This is a genomic window from Janthinobacterium sp. SUN033, assembly GCF_030397595.1.
GTDB lineage: Bacteria > Pseudomonadota > Gammaproteobacteria > Burkholderiales > Burkholderiaceae_D > Janthinobacterium > Janthinobacterium kumbetense.
The window spans coordinates 674,606-692,076 of the sequence record NZ_JAPQNV010000003.1; the positions used below are offsets into that span (position 1 = coordinate 674,606).

Here is a 17,471-nt window from a genome sequence, read left to right on the forward strand (position 1 = left end):
GAGCTCAGTAACCGAACTGGGTTTTTGCAGCCTTGATACAGTCATCCTTGGCTGCGCCGGCTAATGCATCGCATTTTTCTGTCGCGACCTTGTACTCGGCTTTTCTTTTTGCTTCGCGCGCATCGCTGCGCGCTTCGATCACTTTCTTGTCCGCCTTGGCGTCAGCCAGGGCCGCCACCTTGGTGGACTTGGCCAGCTTGACGCAGACATCCTTGTCGTTGCCCGTCAGCGCATTGCAGCGCGCCAGGTCGACGTCGTAATTGGCATCGGCAATCTTGATGCGCGCCTTGGTGTAGGCACGCAGGGTATTCGTGTATTGCGCCTGGGCCACGGCTTCATCGTAGGCGCGCACGGCCTTCGCTTCGGCGATGCAGACATCCTTCGGGTTGCCCGTGATTTTTTCGCATTCCGCATGCGCCAGCTTGTAATTCAAGCCCGCCTGCTCGTTGGCCGCCTTGTACGCTGCTTTCGCTTCCGGCGTGGCAGCCGCTGCCTGGCCGCCCCAGGCGGCGCACGCCAGGCTGACGACGATGGCGGTGAAAAGCTTATTCTTGTTCATGTATTTCTCCCTGGTGGTAGCAAGCATGTCTGCTTGGCATGACTACCGTTTTACGTGGATCGCCGCCTCTCTTCTGTACGCTGCCGTACACAAGTAATTTATTTTGAAAGAGGGAGGCAGACAGGGAGAAATAACAACGTTTTGCGGGATCGCCATGGTAAAAAATACCATTTCGACATGAAATAAGTACGTGCGGCAGCGTACAGACCGGGGACGGGGGCATGACTAAGATGGCACTACACCCTCACCTCGTCAGGAGAATAAAATGAAAACCAACGCCACCATGGCTGCACTGATGCTCGCCGCCACCGCCGTACTGAGCGGTTGCGCCACCGGCCCTTCTTACCAGTCACAACAACCATACTATCCAGCCAACCAGCCTGAGTCCGCCATGTACGGCACCGTCGATTCCATCCAGCTCGTGCAGGGCGGCGGACAGACCAGCGGCGCCGGCGCCGTCGTGGGCGGCATCGCGGGCGCCCTGCTGGGCAACACCATCGGCTCGGGCGGCGGACGCACGGCCGCCACCGTAGCGGGCGCCGTCGCCGGCGGCGTCGTGGGCAACCAGGTGGAAGGCCGCAGGCAGCAAGCGCAGGGCTACCAGATCAGCGTGCGCCTCGATAACGGCGAATACCGCACCGTGGTGCAGGACAACGCGAATGACTTGCGCCCTGGCAATCGCGTGCGCATCGTTGACGGCCGCGTCTACCGCTATTAATCCCCTGGCCGGGCTTGCCCGCAAGCCTGCGCCGGACCATGCACCAACTAGGAGATACCATGGGCACCATCATTCTGATCATCTTGATCCTGGCCCTGGTCGGCGTCCTGCCTACCTGGCCGCACAGCCGCAACTGGGGTTACGGCCCCAGCGGCATCGCCGGCCTCGTCGTAGTGATACTGATCCTGCTATTACTGACGGGCAGGTTGTAAAAAAAGGCGCTACGGCGCCTTTTTTATTTCAAGGAGGAAATATCATGACTATCCACAACACACTGTTGGCCACCCTGTTCGCCTGCAGCCTGGCGCCGCTGGCACTGGCCCAGACAGCCGCGCCGCAGCCGGGCGACCCGCAACGCTGGTACCAGGAAGACAGCACGGCGCAAGCCCAGCTGCGCACCCTGCGCAAGGAAATCGCCGCCGCCCTGGCCGAAGCCAAGAAAGCCTGCCGCTCGGAACCGTCCGCGGCGCGCGCCACCTGCCTGAAGGAGGCGCAAGACACTTACCGGCAAGACATGGCGAACGCGGAAAAACTGCGCGAAGCGGCCCATCCGCAGTAGTGAAGCGTACTCTTGCGACTCGGCCTGATCAGGCGGCGTCGCGCTCGTAGGGCGGCAGTTCGTGCACCACGAGCGGCGTGTCTTCCGTGACATAGGCGAGCCAGCCGGCCGCCTTGATCGCGCGCAAGCCATCCTGGTAGCCCTGCTCCCAGCGCCACTCGATGGAGCCCTTGGAAAAATTGATGTCCTTGGCCGCCATGTGCCAGTCGCGCCCCGCGTACGGCAGGCGCACGATGTGCATGGTGCTGTCGCAGCCCAGCGCGACCAGCTCTTCCGTCTGCTGGCGGTTGTGCTTGGTATCTGGCAGCCCGGCATACAGTTCGCGCAATTTGCGCTGCAAGGTATGCGTATTGACATAATCGGCGATATGCCGCTTCGAGCGCGACGCGAAGGTGACATCCTTTTGCCGCGTCTGCACTTCGTCGAGGGTGGTCGGTTCCGGTCCTTCCGAGCTCCACAGGTCCACCATGAAGACGAGGGTGTCGACGTGGGGCGTGTCGTCGAGCACGGTCTCCAGCGGCGTGTTCGAATACAGGCCGCCATCCCAATATAAGTCGCCATCGACGCGCACGCCGGCAAAGCCGGGCGGCAAGGCGCCGCTGGCGCGGATATGGTCCGCCGTCAGGGGTTGCTGCTGGCTGTCGAAACTGGTGAGGCTGCCGCATTTGACGCGCAGGGCGTTGACCGTCAGGCGCATGCCGCCGGGCTGGTTCAGGTAATCGAAATCGACCAGATCCTCGAGGGTGCCGGCCAGTTCGCTGGTGTCATAGAAGCTGGCCTCTTCCGGCTTGACGGCGATTCCTGCCGGAAACATGCTGAACGAACGCGGCTTGAAGAAGCCGGGCACGCCCCGCAGCACCGTATCGAGCGTGGCCAGCCAGATGTTCGAGCGGCGCTGCTGGTCCGATACCAGGTTCATGTCGATGCTGTCGTGGTGCGCCACGCGCTGCCAGAACTGTTTCAAGCGCACGAGCCGGTCTTCGTGCTTGTTGCCGGCAAGAATGGCGGCATTGATGGCGCCGATCGAGGTGCCCACCACCCAGTCGGGCGCCAGGCCATGTTCGTGCAGCGCGTGGTAGACGCCAGCCTGGTAGGCGCCCAGTGCGCCGCCGCCTTGCAGCACCAGCACGATGCGCAGGCGCGAGGGATTTAACTGATTGATCGGTGTCTTTGAATTCGTCATCGAGATGGCCCTCTGTCCGCCGCGCGGGTGCGGCGTGAATCATTGTAAGGGATTGCGCCTGCACGTGCCGGACGTTGGGTACGGGCAAAAAAAACGCCGTCGATGACGGCGTTCCTGTGCAACACGGCTGGCGTTCAGCGCTTGCGGCGCAGCCAGCTGGCGGCAACGGCGGCAACGGCCACGAGGACCAGGGCCGGCTTGACCAGCTTCTTGCGTCCGATAAAGGACAGCGCCGTCAGCACGTAAGGCATGGCGCCTTGCAAACGCATGCCGCCCGGCGCCAGCAGGGATTCGACGCGGTGGCCGGCAAAGCCGACGGCCGTTTCGACCACGCCCTGCAGCATCGATTCGGGACGCAATGCGTAGCCCACGTTGGCGCGCGCATGCACGATGCCCACGCGGTACATTTCACCCTGGGCGATCAGCAGGCGCTTGCGGGCGGCTTGCGCCGCCAGTTTGTCGTTTTCCGACATGAATTCTCCTCGTAAGGCCGCTTACATCAGCATGTCGCGGTCGGCCTTCAATTCCGCCATGGTGGCCGGCATGGACAGCTTTCCTTGACGCAACATGGCGCGCGCATACATGACCAGGGCGATCGCCAGCAGTACGAACACGACCGTCATGATCGCCAGGATCTTCCAGCCCAGGCTATCCCAGGCCAGGAAGACGATCAGCACGCTGCCGTAAGCGATGGCAAACAAGCCCGCCACGGTCGCCAACGCGAAAATGACAATCAGTTGCAGCATGTGATTGCGCACTTCCGACAGTTCGATGGTGGCCAGTTCCAGCCGCGACAACATCAGTCCGACGGCGTTTTTGGCCAGGCCGGCGACCGAGCCGATCAATCCCGGCCCCTGGTGAGACGAAGCAGACTTGTCCATATCGCTCCTGACAGTGGATTACTTGCGGCCCAGGATGAAGCCAACCAGCACGCCGACGCCAGCGGCGACGGCCACGGTGCGCCATGGGTTTTCCTTGACATAACCGTCTGCCTGGGCAGCCATCTGCTTGGTGGCAACGATGGCCGACGCTTGCGCTTCATGTGCCTTGGCCAGCGCGGCATCCAGGGTTTTCATGCCCTTGACGCGCACTTCGTCGGCTTTTTCGCCGGTCAGGGCGGCAGCGGCGCTGAACAGGGCCTGGGCATCCTTGACCAGGGTTTTGACATCGTTATTGACGGTGGTGATATTGTTTTCCAACATGGTTTAGCTCCTTAGCTGTGGATGAATGTAGTTACTATACCTACTTTACTCAAAAACACTATTCCATTAGATCGCGCATATCATCGGCGTGCTCTTCCTCGACAGCCATGATTTTGATCAACAAATGGCGTGTGGTCGGGTCTTTGTCGCCGATTTTCACGATCATCTGGCGATACGACTCGATCGCCACCCGTTCCGCGATCAGATTGGCACGCACCATGCTTTGCACGTCTTCGGAGTCATCATACTCGGCATGGCTACGCGCAAGCAATGTTGCAGGATTAAAATCTGGCTTGCCATTCAATTGCACGATGCGCTCGGCCAGCCAGTCGGCGTGTTCCTGCTCCTGCTGCGCATGTTCCAGGAACTCGGCCTTGATGGTGCCGTTGTCGCGTCCGCTCACGGTGTAGTAATGGCGTTTATAGCGCGCAATACACACCAGTTCGGTGGCCAGCGCCCCATTCAACAGGGTGATCAACTCCTGGCGGTCGCCCTGGTAGCCGGCCGTCACGGCGCCGTCGTCCAGGTTTTTCGCGGCGGCGCGGATGGCGGCCGTATCGATGCCAGCTGGAATCTCAACAGATGTTTGGGTCATGATGTTTCCTTTCAAGTCTTGCATGGGTATCCACCGGCCAGGTAGCGGCCGGTGCTGCCTTTTTATTGCCGCGCCAGTCAGCGCGGCTTAACGGCGGGCGGGAATGGCCGTGTTGTCCTCAGACAGGACGATTTCCACCCGGCGATTCAGCTGGCGGTTTGCCGCCGTATCGTTGCCGGCGGCCGGGTAAGCGGCGCCATAGCCTTTCGTGGCGATGCGGTCGCGGCTGATGCCTTGCTCCAGCAGCGCATTGCGCACGGACTCGGCGCGGCGTTGCGACAATTCCAGGTTGTGCGCGGAACCGCCGGTGCTATCCGTGAAGCCTTCGATCAGCACGGTGCGCTGCGGGTTGTTTTTCAGCACGTCGGCCAGCTTGCGCGCCGTATTCGCGCCATCGGCCGTCAGGTTCGCCTTGTCCGTGCCGAACAGCACGTCGCCCAGGGTAATGACCATGCCGCGCTCGGTTTTCTTGGCGGCCAGGTCGGCCAGCTGCGCTTCCAGACCGGCGGCGCGCGCTTGCGCATCGCGGGCCGATGCTTCGGCCGCTTGCGCCTGGGCCTTGGCCGCTTCCGCATCCGCTTGCGCCGACTGGGCGCGGGCCGTGGCCTGGTCAGCCTGCTGCGTGCGCGCATCGAGGCGCAACTGGTCGCGCTGCTTGCCGGCGTTGGCGATATCGGCTTCCGCTGCCTTTTGCTTGGCAACTTCTTGCGCCGTGGCTATCTTTTGCTTGGCCAGGTAGGCCAGCTTGTCGACTTTTTCGCTATCTTCCTGGCGCGTGGCGGCCGCATTTGCCGCTTCCAGGGCCGCGCTCGCTTCGCGGAATTCGCGTGGCGCATAGGTCGACACGATCGGATTCGATTGCGCCGCCATGTAATCGCCGCGCGTCTGGTCGAGCAGGCTGGTGGTGGTCGGTGCGGAGCTGCAGGCGGCAACCAGGGCGGCCATGGCCAGCAGGCCGGGAATGGTGGTGTAGGTAGCTTTTTTCATGATGGGGTCCTGTTATTGTTATTGCTTATTGTTTTGGGGCTTGCTGATTGGCACGGTCGAGCTCTTCGCGCATGACGCGGATGTTCTCGTTGATTTCATCGGCGGCCGATGTCGCCTTGGCCGAGTTGGCCTTGCTTTGCGCCAGCTTGGCGTCCGCTTGCGCCTGGTCGGCCAGGTCGCGCGCCGTCTTGTAGTCGCGGTCTTTCAAGGCCTGGTTAGCCATGCGCATTTTTTCGCGGGCCGAACGCATTTCATCGGGAGCCAGGTCGGCGGCGCCGGCGCTGGCGGCGTTATCGACGGCGGCGCGCGACACGGCGACATCGGCCGTGGCGGGCGTTTTCAGGCTGGAACAGCCCGTCATCAGGACGACGGCGCTGATGCAGGCAGCCAGGGCGGTCAAGGGGGTTTTGATGGAATCTCGGTTTGTCATTTTTCTTCTCCTGGAGAGTGAGGTAACGATATAAGTCATACATGGAACGAATCAGGAACTGCGTTTGATGTATGACGTTATAGGCCCCGCATCCCCGCATATCCGTTCGGTGCCGCACATAGGGTAGGAAATCGACAATACTTGCATGGGCAACGTGCGCCAGCGCACGTGTCCGCCAGCAAAACCTGAAACAGGCCCGGCTTTGGAGCGATTCCTGTAGCATCGTGACTACTTGTCCAGAAAGAATCAGCTCATGCCGCTCTCCCGCCGTCAAAAAATCGCCCTCGCCAGTACCGCCGTGCTGATCGCCCTGCCCGTCACGGCCGCCGTCGTCCTGCTGAACATGGATTGGAACCGCGCCAAGCCCTGGCTCAATGCGCGCGCCAGCGATGCGCTGGGGCGGCCGTTTGCCATCGAGGGCGACCTGGCGCTGACGTGGCAGCAGCCAACCACCGCGGGGCAAAAAACCTGGCGCGACTATCTGCCCTGGCCGCACCTGCAGGCAAAGGACGTGCGCCTGGGCAACCCGAGCGCCATGGCGGACACGGGTGAGAAGGGGCAACTGGCCACCGTGAGCCAGCTGGCGTTCTCGCTCAATCCGCTGGCCCTGCTGGACAAGAAAATCATCATCCCGCAATTGCGCTTCGACACGCCGCAAGTGCGCTTGCTGCGCAGCAAGGATGGCAAGAACAACTGGACCTTCGACAAGCAGGACCAGCCATCGCCATGGCAGCTGGAATTGCAAAGCGTGGTCTTCAGCAAGGGCACCGTGACCCTGGACGATGGCGTCAGCAAGACGGCGATGCGCGCCGATGTCGACACCATCGCGGACGATGCGCGCTACGGCATCGCGTGGACACTGTCCGGCACCTACCGCGGCGAAACCGTCAAGGGCGGCGGCAAGGCGGGCGGCGTGCTGTCGCTGCAGCGGCAAGGCACGCCCTTCCCCATCCAGGCCGACATGCGCGCCAGCGGCAGCAGCGTGGCCATCGAAGGCACCCTGACCCGCCCGACGGACTTGGCCGCGCTCGACGTGCGCCTGAAGCTATCCGGACCCAGCATGGCGCGCCTGTATCCATTGACGGGCGTGCTGCTGCCGGAAACGCCGCACTTCAGCACGGAAGGCCATTTGACGGGCACCCTGGCGCCGCGCGGCGGCGAATGGGTGTACGACCAGTTCAGCGGCAAGGTGGGATCGAGCGACATCAGCGGCAAGCTGGCCTTTTCCGCCAGCACGCCGCGCAAGCGCCTGACGGGTGAAGTCCACTCGCGCCTGCTGCAATTTTCCGACCTGGGTCCGCTGGTTGGCGCCGATTCCAGCGCCAGCAAGAAGGAACGGGGCGTGCCATCGACGCAGCCGGCCGGCCGGGTCTTGCCGGTGGAAACCTTCAAGACGGAGCGCTGGACCAGCCTGGACGCCGACGTGCGCTACACGGCCGAGAAGATCACGCGCGATGCCGAGTTGCCGATCAGCAAGCTCGACACGCATGTCGTGCTGACGGACGGCGTGCTGTCCTTGACGCCGCTCAACTTCAACGTGGCGGGCGGCACCCTGACGTCGCAGATCAAGCTCGACGGCAGCGGCAAGGTCATCGCCAACGGCATCGCGGCCGAACTCAAGGCCAGCGCCCGCCATCTGCACATCCAGCAACTGTTCCCCCGCCTGCCGGCCCTGCAAGCGAGCGTGGGCGAAATCAATGGCGATGCGTCGCTGTCGGCCACGGGCAATTCCGTCGCCACCCTGCTGGGCAGCTCGAACGGCGAAGTGCGCGCGCTGATCAACCGGGGCAGCATCAGCAAGCTGTTACTGGAAGAAATGGGCTTGAATATCGGCAGTATCGTGCTGGCCAAGCTGGCAGGCGACAAGCAGGTCAAGCTGAACTGCATGGCGGCCGACTTCGCCGTCACCAAGGGGCTGATGCGCACGCGCCAGTTCATCGTCGACACGGATGACGCCATCCTGCATATCGATGGCACGGTGAACCTGGCCGATGAACGGCTGGACCTCACCCTGCGGCCGGACAGCAAGGGCTTGCGCATCTTTTCGCTGCGCTCGCCCCTGTATGTGCATGGCACTTTCAGCAAGCCCGACGTGAGCGTCGACAAGGGCGTGCTGGCCCTGCGCGCCGGCGGCGCGCTGGCGCTGGCCGTGGTGGCGCCCGTGGCGGCGCTGCTGCCGCTGGTCAACACCGGCCCCGTCGAGGATAGCGAATGCGCAGCCTTGCTGGCCCAGGCGCGCGTGAAACCGGTGGCGCCCAAGCCGGGCAAGCCCGTGCGCAAGGCACGTTAAGCGCGGCGTGTGTGCTTTTACAATTGTTACACCCCTATGTGCGTTGCCGAACAGACCCTGCCTTGCCGCAAATCTATTCTGTGATCGTGCCTGAAACACCCAAGACGTGGCGATACGAAGTCCCACCGGCCCATACCATGCCGGCGCCACGAGGTCCGAATTCATAGGAGAACTATCATGCAAATCATTAAAAAAATCGCCGCCACCACTTCCGTTGCCGCCCTGCTGCTGAGCCTGACGGCTTGCGCCAACATGTCCGGCCAGGATAAGAATACGGCCATCGGCGCCGGCATCGGCGCCGTTGCCGGCTCCGTGCTGACGGGCGGCAGCGCTGTCGGCGCAGTCGGCGGCGCCGCCGTCGGCGGCGTGATCGGCAACCAGGTCAAGCCGAAGTAATCGTTGATCAAAAAAGCGGGGTGGGTGCCCAGGCCCCGCCCCGCTTTTTTGCGTCCGGCTTCCGTTGACGAAATTGAAAAGTTATTCTGAGGAAATTAGACGAAGACGTTGGCCATGCCGATGGCGCCGCTATCCTTGACCAGCTCGTAGCAGCGGCAGGAAACGGCTTCCAGGCCCGCCGAATCGAGGATCTCGATATTGCCGCGGCTGTAGGTGATGAGTTTTTGCTGTTGCAGCGCGCTGGCCGCCTTGGTCACGCCGACCCGCCGCACGCCCAGGGTGTGGGCAAGAAATTCATGCGTAAGGTGAAATTTTTCCGACTGCAGGCGGTCGCGCGTGATCAGCAGCGAACGGGCCAGGCGCGCCTCGAGCACGTGGAAGCGGCTGCACACGGCAATCTGGATGGCTTGCGCCAGCAAGGTGTCCGTGTAGCGGTACAGCAAACGCTGCAGGGATTCGAGCTGGGCGAACTCGGCGCAGAACTCCGCGCGCGCGATGCGGCTGGCCGTACCGGAACGTTGCACCACGGCACGTACTTGCGCCAGGTCATGACCGAGCGCGACGGACGCGCCCAGCACGCCTTCGCGGCCGACGGAGCCCACTTCCAGGGTCATCCGCCCTTCCGCCACGGCCAGCAGCGAGATCAGGCAATCGCCGGGGAAATAGATGTGGCCGATAGGCTGGCCCGGTTCGTACAGCACCTCGCCCACCTCGACCGTGACGGTATCGAACAGCGCCGTCAGGTGCCGCAAGTCGTGCTCGGGCAGGCTGGCCAGCAAGCGGTTGCCGGCGTCTGGCGCACCCACGGGCGAACCCAGGCCGGATCGGCCTGCATCGCGGGGCAGGGTCATGCTGGCAGTCGTTGGTGGCATTGCTTTTCCTCGGTGTCGTTACAACTCGACATAATTTTTACCTAGCCTACGGTGCAGTACCGGCCCTGTATGTACGGTGACGCACGGAAGCGGAGCAAGCGGCACAGCACACTGGCAACAGACGCACATAACACGCAGAACACGCACTACCCTTTTTACTATTTTAAAAAAACCAAGGAGCCTTCCATGACTACCACCACCAAATCCCTCCATCCGCTGGTGCTTGCCGCCGCCGTCGCCGTCCTGCTGTTTTGCGGCGTGGGCACGGCTGCCCTGATGGGCTGGCTGCCTTCTTCCCAGGGCGACACCCAGCCGCTGGCGGCCAGTACCTCGGCCGAGCAGATGGCCAATCTGCAGGCGAACCAGCCGCCAGCGAACCTGCAGCCTGCCGGCGCCTTGCCGCTGGCCGCCCTGCCACCGCAGCAGCAGCAGCAGCAGCAACCACAGCCGCAACCCGTGCGCCAGCCGCAGCCGCAATACGCGGCCGCCCCGGCGCCGCAGGTGTGCGCCAATTGCGGCGTGATCGAAGCCATCCATGAAGTCAATACGCGCGCCGAAGGCAGCGGCGTGGGTGCGGCCGGCGGCGCCGTCGTCGGCGGCTTGCTGGGCAACCAGGTGGGCGGCGGCCACGGCAGGCAATTGGCCACCGTGCTGGGCGCCGTCGGCGGCGCCGTGGCCGGCAACCAGATCGAAGGCAGCGTGCGCGCCACGCGCAGCTACAACATCGTCGTGCGCCTCGATAACGGCAAGACGCGCACCGTGCACCAGAGCGCCGCGCCGAACTGGCGCCAGGGCGACCGCGTGCGCGTCGTCAACGGCGGCTTGCGCGCCATGGGCTAAGCGAACCGCGGCGGCGCCGCTGCCGCAATTAGTTGCAAATTAAACACACGCCCGGCTTGTCCGGGCGTTTTCTTTTTGGCAATGTTCGCTGGCGTACAGATGAGCTTGCAGTCCCGCGAGATGATGCATTCAGGAAAGTTCAACGGAATGTCAAAGGAGACGCCATGGAAGACGACAAGACAGGCAGCAACAGGATCTGGCTGGGCTTTATTGGCGGCGGCTTGCTGGCCACCGCACTGGGCTTCTGCGCACTGGACCTGGCGCCGCCGGCGGGCAGCCCCGTATTCGGCGTCATGCTGCTGCTCACGGGCGGCATGGTCAGCTGCCTGGCGGGCGCAGTCGGCATGGCCGGCATGCTGGCGTGGGTGCCGGGCATGGCCGATGAACACGCGGACCGCCCCCGATAGTTGAGCCTTGTGTACGACAGCGTACAGAACGCAAGGGAAACAAAGTAGACACTTAGTCATGGCATCAGCGTTCAGCGACCCGGTCGCCGCGCAATGACAAGAACCGATGACGGCGCCACGCGCCAGCGCCTGCAAGGCCACGGCAGTCGCCGTCATCCACACATTACTCTCGGAGGACACATCATGCTGTATACAATCGCCGTCGTACTCATCATTCTTTGGCTGCTGGGCCTGGTAACTTCCTATACCATTGGCGGCTTCATTCACATCCTGCTGGTGGTCGCCGTGATCATGGTGCTGCTGCGCCTGATCAGCGGGCGCGGTTTATAGCCCAGGCCCTTAGCCGGGTCTGACAAGAGCGGCGCGCGTGCAAACGGGCGCCGCCTTTTGCCGTATTTTTCGCACGATGTGCGCGCACTGGCAAGCGGCGTCGTTTTGCAGTAACGTGTACGGGTAGTCCTGGGTATGTCCCCATAACAAAACAAGGAGAAAATCCATGAAAGAAACATTCAAAAAAGGCCCTGGCGCCAAATCCCTGATCGGCATGCTGGTGATCGCATTGGCCGCCACCGGCTGCGCGGACATGTCCTCGACGCAACGTGGCACGGCCACGGGCGCCGGCATCGGCGCGGGCCTGGGCGCCTTGATCGGCGGCACCACCGGTGGCGGCAGCAGCGGCCGCACGGCCGGCGGCGCCCTGCTGGGTGCGGCAGCTGGCGCCGTGGTCGGCAATATCTGGTCGAACCGCATGGAAAACCAGAAGCGCGCGATGGAACAGGCGACACAGGGTACTGGTGTGCAAGTGTCGCAAACGGCCGATAACCGCCTGAAAATGGAAATTCCAAGCGACATTTCCTTCGACACCAACCGCGCCGACATCAAGGGCAACTTCCGCCCGATTCTCGACCGCTTCGCCGCCACCCTGAATGAAAACCCGAACACGACGGTCAGCATCATCGGCCATACGGACAGCACGGGCAGCGATTCCATCAATGAACCGCTGTCGGTGGAACGCGCGGCCCACACGCGCGACTACCTGTCCATGCGCGGCGTCTCGCCGACCCGCGTCGTCACGGAAGGCCGCGGCGCCCGCGAGCCGATCGCCTCGAATGCGGATGCCTCGGGACGCGCACGCAATCGCCGTGTCGAAATCTACGTAGCAGAGCTAGCCCCGCGGGGGTAACACCGAACCAAACCTACTGCGCGTCGGTATAGGCGGCTTGCGATGCTCACCGTACTAAAGTACGGTTGCGCTTCTCGGCCACCTCTCCCCTCCGCTCGCTACGGTTTTGTTCGGTGTCGGGATGTTGACATCAAAATCAAGATCGTAAAAAAACCCGCTGGCAAGGTCACCTGCCAGCGGGTTTTTTCCATCTAAAACAGCTTATTTCGACGTCGTTGCCTTGGCGCCGCTTTCACCCTCTTTCGCCACCTTGGCGAAGTCGCCCGCCGTCACGATCGACACGGCCGAAGGTTTCAGGTAGTCGCGCAAGCCCTGGTTCACTTGCGCCAGGGTCAAGGCGGCCACTTTGGCTTCCAGGTCCTTGTTGTACGCCATGGTGCGGTCTTGCGCCAGGTAGCCGGCCAGTTCGCGCGCCAGGCCCGCATCCTGCGTGCGCTCCACTTCTTCCGATTGCAGCCAGCCCTTTTTCGCTTCCGTCAATTCGTCTTGCGTGAAACCGTCGGCCAGCACCTTGGCGATTTCCTCGCGCAGGGCCGCTTCCACCTTGACCGTGTTTTGCGGCGCGCTGATGGCATACGCCATCCAGTAACCGGCCGGTTCGCGCGACGGAATGCTCACTTGCGAGCCGACGCCGTACGACAGGCCTTCCTTCTGGCGGATGCGGTCGGCCAGGCGGCTGCGCAAGGCGCCGCCGCCGAGCATGTGATTGGCGATCAGCAAGGCGGGATAGCTGGCGGCGTCATCCTTGAGGGGGATAGGCTGGATGGCGAACAGCACGCTGTTCGCCTTGTCCGGCGTTTCCAATGTGACTTTCTCGCCGCTGACGGGCTTGACGGCGTCAAGAATGCGCACATACGGCTGCTGCGCCTTCCAACTGCCGTACAGGCTGGCCACTTGCGCCTTCAGCGCGGCCGGGTCGAAGTCACCCACGGCAGCGAAAGTCGCGTTCGACGCGCCATAGTAGGCGCCATGGAAGGCTTTCACGTCGGCCACCTGGATGGCTTTCCATTGCGCCAGTTCGGCCGGCAAGGTGGCCACGTGGCGCACATGGCCTTCCGGCGTGGCGTCGAGCAGGCGGCGGAAGGCGTTCACGGCCAGCGGTTGCGGTTCAGGCAGTTCCTGCTCCGCGCGGCCGACGCGCTCGCGCTGCAATTCCAGGAATTCCGTCTCGTTCAAGGCCGGCTTTTGCAGTACTTGCGCCAGCAAGTCCATGGCAGCCGGCAAGTTTTCGCGCTTGCCTGTCAGCATGGCGGTGACGCCCTCGGCGCCGCCCGTGATGGCGACCTGCATGCCCAGCTGGTCGAACTTGTCCTTCACTTCCTGGCGCGACAGTTTATCCGTGCCGCGCGACAACAGATTCGCCGTGTAGCTGCCCACTTGCCCCTTGCCGCGCAAGCTCTCTTCGCTGCCGATCCGCAATTTCAACACGACGCTGACGGTGCTGCCCTTGGTTTTCTTCGGCAGCAAGGCGCCCTTCAAGCCGTTCGGCAAGGTGAAGCGCGTGGTGCGCGCTTCGATATTGTCGGGGCTGGGGTCGAACGCCTCGCCCTGCGCCACGACGGCGCGGCCCGTGTAACCGGCCAGTTGCGGCGCCACGTCGGCGTAGGCCGGCACGACGGTGCGGTCCGGCGCATCGGTCGGGATGAAGCGGCCCAGGGTGCGGTTCGAGCTCTTCAGGTATTTCTCGGCCGCCGCCTGCACTTGCGCCGTCGTCAGCTTGTCGAGCTGGTCGCGCTGCAGGAAGAACAAACGCCAGTCGCCGGCCGCCAGCGATTCCGTCAGGGCGATCGTCAGGCTCGCCGTGTTCGAGGTGGCCAGTTCGATCTGCTTGTTCAGCTGCTGTTTCACGCGCGCCACTTCCGCGTCCGTGACCGGCTGCGATTTCAAGTCTTCCAGCACCTTCAGCATGGCAGCTTGCGCCGCATCAAGGTTGCCATCGACGGGCACCAGCGCGCCGAACAGGTTGTAACCGGGCTCCAGGTTGCTCACGGAGTTGTATTCGATCTTGCTGGCCAGCTTGGTTTCCACCAGCGCCTTGTGCAGGCGGCCGGCCGGCGCGTCCGTCAGCACGTGGCCCAGCACCTCGATGGCGACGGCGTCCGGGTTGCCGGACGGCGCCACGTGGTAGCCGGCGCCGACGAACTGCGTGCCGCCGCTGCGGCGCACCGTCACGGCGCGCTCGCCATCCTGCACGGGTTCGGCCGTGTAGGTCGGTTCGATCACGCGCGTCGGTTTCGGGATCTTGCCGAACAGCTCATTGATCTGCTTCAAGACCTTGGCTTCGTCGAAGCGGCCCGCCACCATCAGCACGGCGTTATCCGGCTGATAATATTTATGGTAAAACGCGCGCAGGCGGGGAATATTCACCTGCTCGATGTCGGAACGGGCGCCGATGGTCGACTTGCCATAGTTGTGCCAGTCATAGGCGACGGCCTGGATGCGTTCGCTCGTCACGCCGATCGGGTCGCTCTCGCCCATTTCGAACTCGTTGCGCACGACGGTCATTTCGCCCTTCTGCGTCTTCGGATTCCACAGGTCGTTCTGGTCGATGGCCGCGTTCACCATGCGGTCCGCTTCCATGGCCAGCATCTGGCGCAGGTTGTCGTCGTTGGCGGGGAAGGTGGCGTAGTAATTGGTGCGGTCGTACCAGGTGGTGCCGTTGAACTGGGCGCCCGTCGAGTTCAGGATCTCGACCGGGGTTTTCGTGCCCTTCTTGACGCCGAAATTGGCGCTGGGCTTGAACAGCAAGTGCTCGAGCAAGTGGGCCATGCCCGTTTCGCCATAGTTTTCATGGCGCGAACCGACCAGGTAGACGATGTTGGTGGTCAAAGTGGGCTTGCTGGCGTCGGGGAACAGCAGCACGCGCAAGCCGTTGGCCAGGCGGTATTCCGTGATGCCTTCGACGGACGTGACTTTGACGGCGGCGCGGCTGGGCGCAGCCTTGCCGGCTTTCTGGGTCGGCGCCGCTTCCACCGGGGTGGCGGCAAGGATGAACGAAGGCGAGAGGATGCCGGCGGCAAGCAGGAGGGCGGTAATGGGTTTCAAGGCAGAGTCCTGGTAACACTACGTTTTAGACAAGCGCACAAGCGGCGCCATGGAATGCAAACGCAAGAATTGCCATGGACCCGCGCTGCGTCTTCGCCGCCCAGGGAAATCATTGCTCTCGCAATTTACGGCATACTTATCACTTACGCAAGTCCTGTCATCGAGCTGTTATGTGCCCGTGTTATACTCCCTAGTTCCAGAACTATCTGCCTGTATATGAGACGAGCTCTCGTCCTGCTCTGCCTTTTTGTTTTCATCGCGTTACCCCAGGCGTTCGCCAGCATGGCCTACGCCAGTCCTTCCCCATTCCAGCATGCAATCGCGGCCGGCGCTGCCGCCACGCCCGCCTTCGGCATCGATTGTGCCGACGCCAGCCTCCATGCGGGCCTGCCTGGCGACAGCTGCGATACTGAAGAATGCGACAACGACCCCATCACGCTGTACCCGAGCTCGCGCCAGGGGGCGCCGTTTTGCGCCATCATTTGGCAAGCGGGACCGGGCGCACTTGCCGAAGCGGACGTGCGGCTGGCCACCCGGCCGCCGCGCGTCCGCCTCTGAAGACATGCATGCAGCACCCACGCGCCCGGGGCTTTAGCCACCAGGCACGCTTTACACTGATCGACTTTACAAGGTTATACACATGGAATGGTTATTTGACCCGACAATCTGGGTCGGCCTGCTGACGCTGGTCGTACTGGAAATCGTACTGGGGATCGACAACCTGATTTTCATCGCCATCCTGGCCGAGAAATTGCCGCCGCACCAGCGCGACAAGGCCAGGGTGCTGGGCCTGACCCTGGCCCTTGTCATGCGCCTGGGCCTGCTCTCGCTGATTTCCTGGCTGGTCACCCTGACCACGCCATTGTTTTCCATACTGACATTCTCATTTTCGGGACGCGACCTGATCCTGCTCGTCGGCGGCCTGTTCCTGCTGTTCAAGGCCACCAGCGAGCTGCACGAGCGCCTCGAAGGGGTCACGCACGCCCAGACGGGCCCGAAAGTCTACGCCGGCTTCGGCCTCGTGGTGGCGCAGATCGTCGTGCTCGACGCCGTCTTTTCGCTCGACGCCGTCATCACGGCCGTCGGCATGGTGGAAAACCTGTACGTGATGATGGCGGCCGTCGTCATTTCCATCGTCGTCATGATGCTGGCGTCGAAAGTGCTGACGCGCTTCGTCAACGCCCACCCCACCGTCGTCGTGCTGTGCCTGAGCTTCCTGCTGATGATCGGCCTGTCGCTGGTGGCAGAAGGCCTGGGCTTCCACATTCCGAAAGGGTATTTGTACGCCGCTATCGGTTTCTCGATTGTCATCGAATTCTTCAATCAGCTGGCACGCCGCAACTTCCTCAAGCTGCAGTCGAACGCCCCGCTGCGCGACCGCACGGCGCAAGCCGTGTTGAGCCTGCTGGGCGGACGCAAGGGCCGCGAAGCCGTGGAAGAGCACGAAGTCAAGGAACTGCCCGACGTTTCCGCCTTCGGCGTGGAAGAGCGCAACATGGTCAGCGGCGTGCTGACCCTGGCCGAACGCTCGATCCGCTCCGTCATGACGCCGCGCGGCGACGTGTCGTGGGTCAACCTGAACGACAGCAGCGAAAAGATGCTGCAATTGCTGCGCGAAACGCCGCACAGCATGATTCCTGTCTGCAATGACGACCTGGACAACGTGGTCGGCATCGCGCGCAGCAAGGACCTGATCGAGGACCTGGTCTCGCGCGGCAAGATCGACCCGGACAGCATGCGCGAAGCCGTCGTCGTGCCGGAAGCGGCCGGCGTGCTGAAAGCCATGGAAACGTTAAAGCGCTCGCGCGGCCAGCTGGTGCTGGTGGTCGACGAGTTCGGCACCGTGCAGGGCGTGCTCACGCCCATCGACATCCTGGAAGCCATCGCCGGCGAATTCCCCGACGAGGACGAGCAGCCGGACGTGGAAGTGCTGGGCCCCGGCCACTGGCGCATCGATGGCGCGACGGACCTGCATTACCTGGAGCAAGTGTTCGAGACGGAAACCCTGGTCAGCGAAGATGGCGAATACAACTCGCTGGCCGGCTTCCTGCTGGCGCATTTCGAGAACATGCCGGCCGTGGGCGAAGTGCTGGAACTCGATGATTTACGCTATGAAATCATCGAGGCCGACGAGCGCCGCATCGCCTGCGTGGACGTGCGCCGCATCGAGCCCGATCACAGTTTGTAACACAATGGCAAGCGTGC

General features: G+C 63.0%; 21 protein-coding genes. 11 read left to right on the forward strand and 10 right to left on the reverse strand.

Annotated features, from left to right (window positions below; all coding sequences use genetic code 11):
• Positions 1-4 precede the first annotated feature (4 nt).
• A complete protein-coding gene (locus OX460_RS16075) occupies positions 5-559 on the reverse strand; it encodes a hypothetical protein (protein ID WP_099664885.1) in 555 nt (184 codons plus the stop codon).
• Positions 560-824: 265 nt separating this feature from the next.
• Here OX460_RS16075 and OX460_RS16080 point away from each other — a divergent pair, with 265 nt between their 5' ends.
• The 3 genes from OX460_RS16080 to OX460_RS16090 are packed head-to-tail and all read left to right on the forward strand — an operon-like array spanning position 825 to position 1,836.
• Positions 825-1,277 (forward strand): glycine zipper 2TM domain-containing protein, encoded by a 453-nt coding sequence (locus OX460_RS16080; RefSeq protein ID WP_077401560.1) that lies wholly within the window; start codon positions 825-827, stop codon positions 1,275-1,277.
• A gap of 59 nt (positions 1,278-1,336) precedes the next feature.
• Positions 1,337-1,489: a DUF3309 family protein gene (locus tag OX460_RS16085; protein WP_010396415.1), complete on the forward strand. Its 153-nt coding sequence runs from the start codon at positions 1,337-1,339 to the stop codon at positions 1,487-1,489.
• A gap of 44 nt (positions 1,490-1,533) precedes the next feature.
• Entirely contained in the window at positions 1,534-1,836 is a 303-nt protein-coding gene (locus OX460_RS16090) for a hypothetical protein (protein WP_289899245.1), read from the forward strand.
• 28 nt (positions 1,837-1,864) lie between these two features.
• On the opposite strand, the gene OX460_RS16095 is transcribed toward OX460_RS16090, so the two are convergent.
• The 7 genes from OX460_RS16095 to OX460_RS16125 form a co-directional block, all read right to left on the reverse strand.
• The gene (locus tag OX460_RS16095) at positions 1,865-3,019 is read right to left on the reverse strand and encodes a patatin-like phospholipase family protein (RefSeq protein ID WP_289899246.1); all 1,155 of its coding nucleotides are present in this window, start codon (positions 3,017-3,019) and stop codon (positions 1,865-1,867) included.
• 134 nt (positions 3,020-3,153) lie between these two features.
• The gene (locus tag OX460_RS16100; protein WP_035826249.1) at positions 3,154-3,492 is read right to left on the reverse strand and encodes a hypothetical protein; all 339 of its coding nucleotides are present in this window, start codon (positions 3,490-3,492) and stop codon (positions 3,154-3,156) included.
• A gap of 21 nt (positions 3,493-3,513) precedes the next feature.
• Positions 3,514-3,900, reverse strand: coding sequence for a phage holin family protein (locus OX460_RS16105; RefSeq protein ID WP_034758936.1), 387 nt, complete (start codon positions 3,898-3,900; stop codon positions 3,514-3,516).
• Between the two features lie 18 nt (positions 3,901-3,918).
• On the reverse strand, positions 3,919-4,221 hold the full coding sequence (locus tag OX460_RS16110; RefSeq protein WP_035826246.1) for a DUF883 family protein: 303 nt from the start codon (positions 4,219-4,221) through the stop codon (positions 3,919-3,921).
• Positions 4,222-4,279: 58 nt separating this feature from the next.
• A complete protein-coding gene (locus tag OX460_RS16115) occupies positions 4,280-4,816 on the reverse strand; it encodes a ferritin-like domain-containing protein (RefSeq protein WP_070224913.1) in 537 nt (178 codons plus the stop codon).
• Between the two features lie 87 nt (positions 4,817-4,903).
• Positions 4,904-5,803, reverse strand: coding sequence for an OmpA family protein (locus OX460_RS16120; RefSeq protein ID WP_099664889.1), 900 nt, complete (start codon positions 5,801-5,803; stop codon positions 4,904-4,906).
• 25 nt (positions 5,804-5,828) lie between these two features.
• Entirely contained in the window at positions 5,829-6,233 is a 405-nt protein-coding gene (locus OX460_RS16125; RefSeq protein WP_099664890.1) for a DUF4398 domain-containing protein, read from the reverse strand.
• A 253-nt stretch (positions 6,234-6,486) separates the two neighbouring features.
• Between OX460_RS16125 and OX460_RS16130 the strand changes: the two genes are divergently transcribed.
• Positions 6,487-8,523: an AsmA family protein gene (locus tag OX460_RS16130; protein ID WP_289899247.1), complete on the forward strand. Its 2,037-nt coding sequence runs from the start codon at positions 6,487-6,489 to the stop codon at positions 8,521-8,523.
• Between the two features lie 177 nt (positions 8,524-8,700).
• A complete protein-coding gene (locus OX460_RS16135) occupies positions 8,701-8,919 on the forward strand; it encodes a glycine zipper 2TM domain-containing protein (protein ID WP_010396384.1) in 219 nt (72 codons plus the stop codon).
• A gap of 95 nt (positions 8,920-9,014) precedes the next feature.
• Here the strand turns inward: OX460_RS16135 and OX460_RS16140 are convergent, their stop codons facing one another.
• Complete coding sequence (locus OX460_RS16140; RefSeq protein WP_099664892.1) at positions 9,015-9,791, reverse strand: Crp/Fnr family transcriptional regulator; 777 nt, start codon at positions 9,789-9,791, stop codon at positions 9,015-9,017.
• A gap of 186 nt (positions 9,792-9,977) precedes the next feature.
• On the opposite strand from OX460_RS16140, the gene OX460_RS16145 reads away from it, so the two are divergent.
• The 4 genes from OX460_RS16145 (at position 9,978) to OX460_RS16160 (ending at position 12,221) form a co-directional block, all read left to right on the forward strand.
• On the forward strand, positions 9,978-10,631 hold the full coding sequence (locus OX460_RS16145; RefSeq protein WP_289899248.1) for a glycine zipper 2TM domain-containing protein: 654 nt from the start codon (positions 9,978-9,980) through the stop codon (positions 10,629-10,631).
• A 164-nt stretch (positions 10,632-10,795) separates the two neighbouring features.
• Positions 10,796-11,038: a hypothetical protein gene (locus tag OX460_RS16150; RefSeq protein ID WP_099664894.1), complete on the forward strand. Its 243-nt coding sequence runs from the start codon at positions 10,796-10,798 to the stop codon at positions 11,036-11,038.
• A 183-nt stretch (positions 11,039-11,221) separates the two neighbouring features.
• A complete protein-coding gene (locus tag OX460_RS16155) occupies positions 11,222-11,368 on the forward strand; it encodes a lmo0937 family membrane protein (RefSeq protein ID WP_010396376.1) in 147 nt (48 codons plus the stop codon).
• A gap of 166 nt (positions 11,369-11,534) precedes the next feature.
• Positions 11,535-12,221: an OmpA family protein gene (locus OX460_RS16160; RefSeq protein WP_233516313.1), complete on the forward strand. Its 687-nt coding sequence runs from the start codon at positions 11,535-11,537 to the stop codon at positions 12,219-12,221.
• Between the two features lie 201 nt (positions 12,222-12,422).
• Here OX460_RS16160 and OX460_RS16165 read toward each other — a convergent pair whose 3' ends face one another.
• Positions 12,423-15,266, reverse strand: a complete 2,844-nt coding sequence (locus OX460_RS16165; protein WP_289899249.1) for a pitrilysin family protein — start codon at positions 15,264-15,266, stop codon at positions 12,423-12,425.
• A 282-nt stretch (positions 15,267-15,548) separates the two neighbouring features.
• On the opposite strand from OX460_RS16165, the gene OX460_RS16170 reads away from it, so the two are divergent.
• Positions 15,549-15,824, forward strand: a complete 276-nt coding sequence (locus OX460_RS16170) for a hypothetical protein (protein WP_289899250.1) — start codon at positions 15,549-15,551, stop codon at positions 15,822-15,824.
• 82 nt (positions 15,825-15,906) lie between these two features.
• The gene (locus OX460_RS16175; protein WP_251350785.1) at positions 15,907-17,454 is read left to right on the forward strand and encodes a TerC family protein; all 1,548 of its coding nucleotides are present in this window, start codon (positions 15,907-15,909) and stop codon (positions 17,452-17,454) included.
• The last annotated feature ends 17 nt before the right edge of the window (positions 17,455-17,471 follow it).

Excerpts from the sequence above, each read along its gene's own strand:
- OX460_RS16075 (WP_099664885.1), bottom strand. The coding sequence starts at position 559 with ATGAACAAGAATAAGCTTTTCACCGCCATCGTCGTCAGCCTGGCGTGC.
- OX460_RS16080 (WP_077401560.1), top strand. The coding sequence starts at position 825 with ATGAAAACCAACGCCACCATGGCTGCACTGATGCTCGCCGCCACCGCC.
- OX460_RS16085 (WP_010396415.1), top strand. The coding sequence starts at position 1,337 with ATGGGCACCATCATTCTGATCATCTTGATCCTGGCCCTGGTCGGCGTC.
- OX460_RS16090 (WP_289899245.1), top strand. The coding sequence starts at position 1,534 with ATGACTATCCACAACACACTGTTGGCCACCCTGTTCGCCTGCAGCCTG.
- OX460_RS16095 (WP_289899246.1), bottom strand. The coding sequence starts at position 3,019 with ATGACGAATTCAAAGACACCGATCAATCAGTTAAATCCCTCGCGCCTG.
- OX460_RS16100 (WP_035826249.1), bottom strand. The coding sequence starts at position 3,492 with ATGTCGGAAAACGACAAACTGGCGGCGCAAGCCGCCCGCAAGCGCCTG.
- OX460_RS16105 (WP_034758936.1), bottom strand. The coding sequence starts at position 3,900 with ATGGACAAGTCTGCTTCGTCTCACCAGGGGCCGGGATTGATCGGCTCG.
- OX460_RS16110 (WP_035826246.1), bottom strand. The coding sequence starts at position 4,221 with ATGTTGGAAAACAATATCACCACCGTCAATAACGATGTCAAAACCCTG.
- OX460_RS16115 (WP_070224913.1), bottom strand. The coding sequence starts at position 4,816 with ATGACCCAAACATCTGTTGAGATTCCAGCTGGCATCGATACGGCCGCC.
- OX460_RS16120 (WP_099664889.1), bottom strand. The coding sequence starts at position 5,803 with ATGAAAAAAGCTACCTACACCACCATTCCCGGCCTGCTGGCCATGGCC.
- OX460_RS16125 (WP_099664890.1), bottom strand. The coding sequence starts at position 6,233 with ATGACAAACCGAGATTCCATCAAAACCCCCTTGACCGCCCTGGCTGCC.
- OX460_RS16130 (WP_289899247.1), top strand. The coding sequence starts at position 6,487 with ATGCCGCTCTCCCGCCGTCAAAAAATCGCCCTCGCCAGTACCGCCGTG.
- OX460_RS16135 (WP_010396384.1), top strand. The coding sequence starts at position 8,701 with ATGCAAATCATTAAAAAAATCGCCGCCACCACTTCCGTTGCCGCCCTG.
- OX460_RS16140 (WP_099664892.1), bottom strand. The coding sequence starts at position 9,791 with ATGCCACCAACGACTGCCAGCATGACCCTGCCCCGCGATGCAGGCCGA.
- OX460_RS16145 (WP_289899248.1), top strand. The coding sequence starts at position 9,978 with ATGACTACCACCACCAAATCCCTCCATCCGCTGGTGCTTGCCGCCGCC.
- OX460_RS16150 (WP_099664894.1), top strand. The coding sequence starts at position 10,796 with ATGGAAGACGACAAGACAGGCAGCAACAGGATCTGGCTGGGCTTTATT.
- OX460_RS16155 (WP_010396376.1), top strand. The coding sequence starts at position 11,222 with ATGCTGTATACAATCGCCGTCGTACTCATCATTCTTTGGCTGCTGGGC.
- OX460_RS16160 (WP_233516313.1), top strand. The coding sequence starts at position 11,535 with ATGAAAGAAACATTCAAAAAAGGCCCTGGCGCCAAATCCCTGATCGGC.
- OX460_RS16170 (WP_289899250.1), top strand. The coding sequence starts at position 15,549 with ATGGCCTACGCCAGTCCTTCCCCATTCCAGCATGCAATCGCGGCCGGC.
- OX460_RS16175 (WP_251350785.1), top strand. The coding sequence starts at position 15,907 with ATGGAATGGTTATTTGACCCGACAATCTGGGTCGGCCTGCTGACGCTG.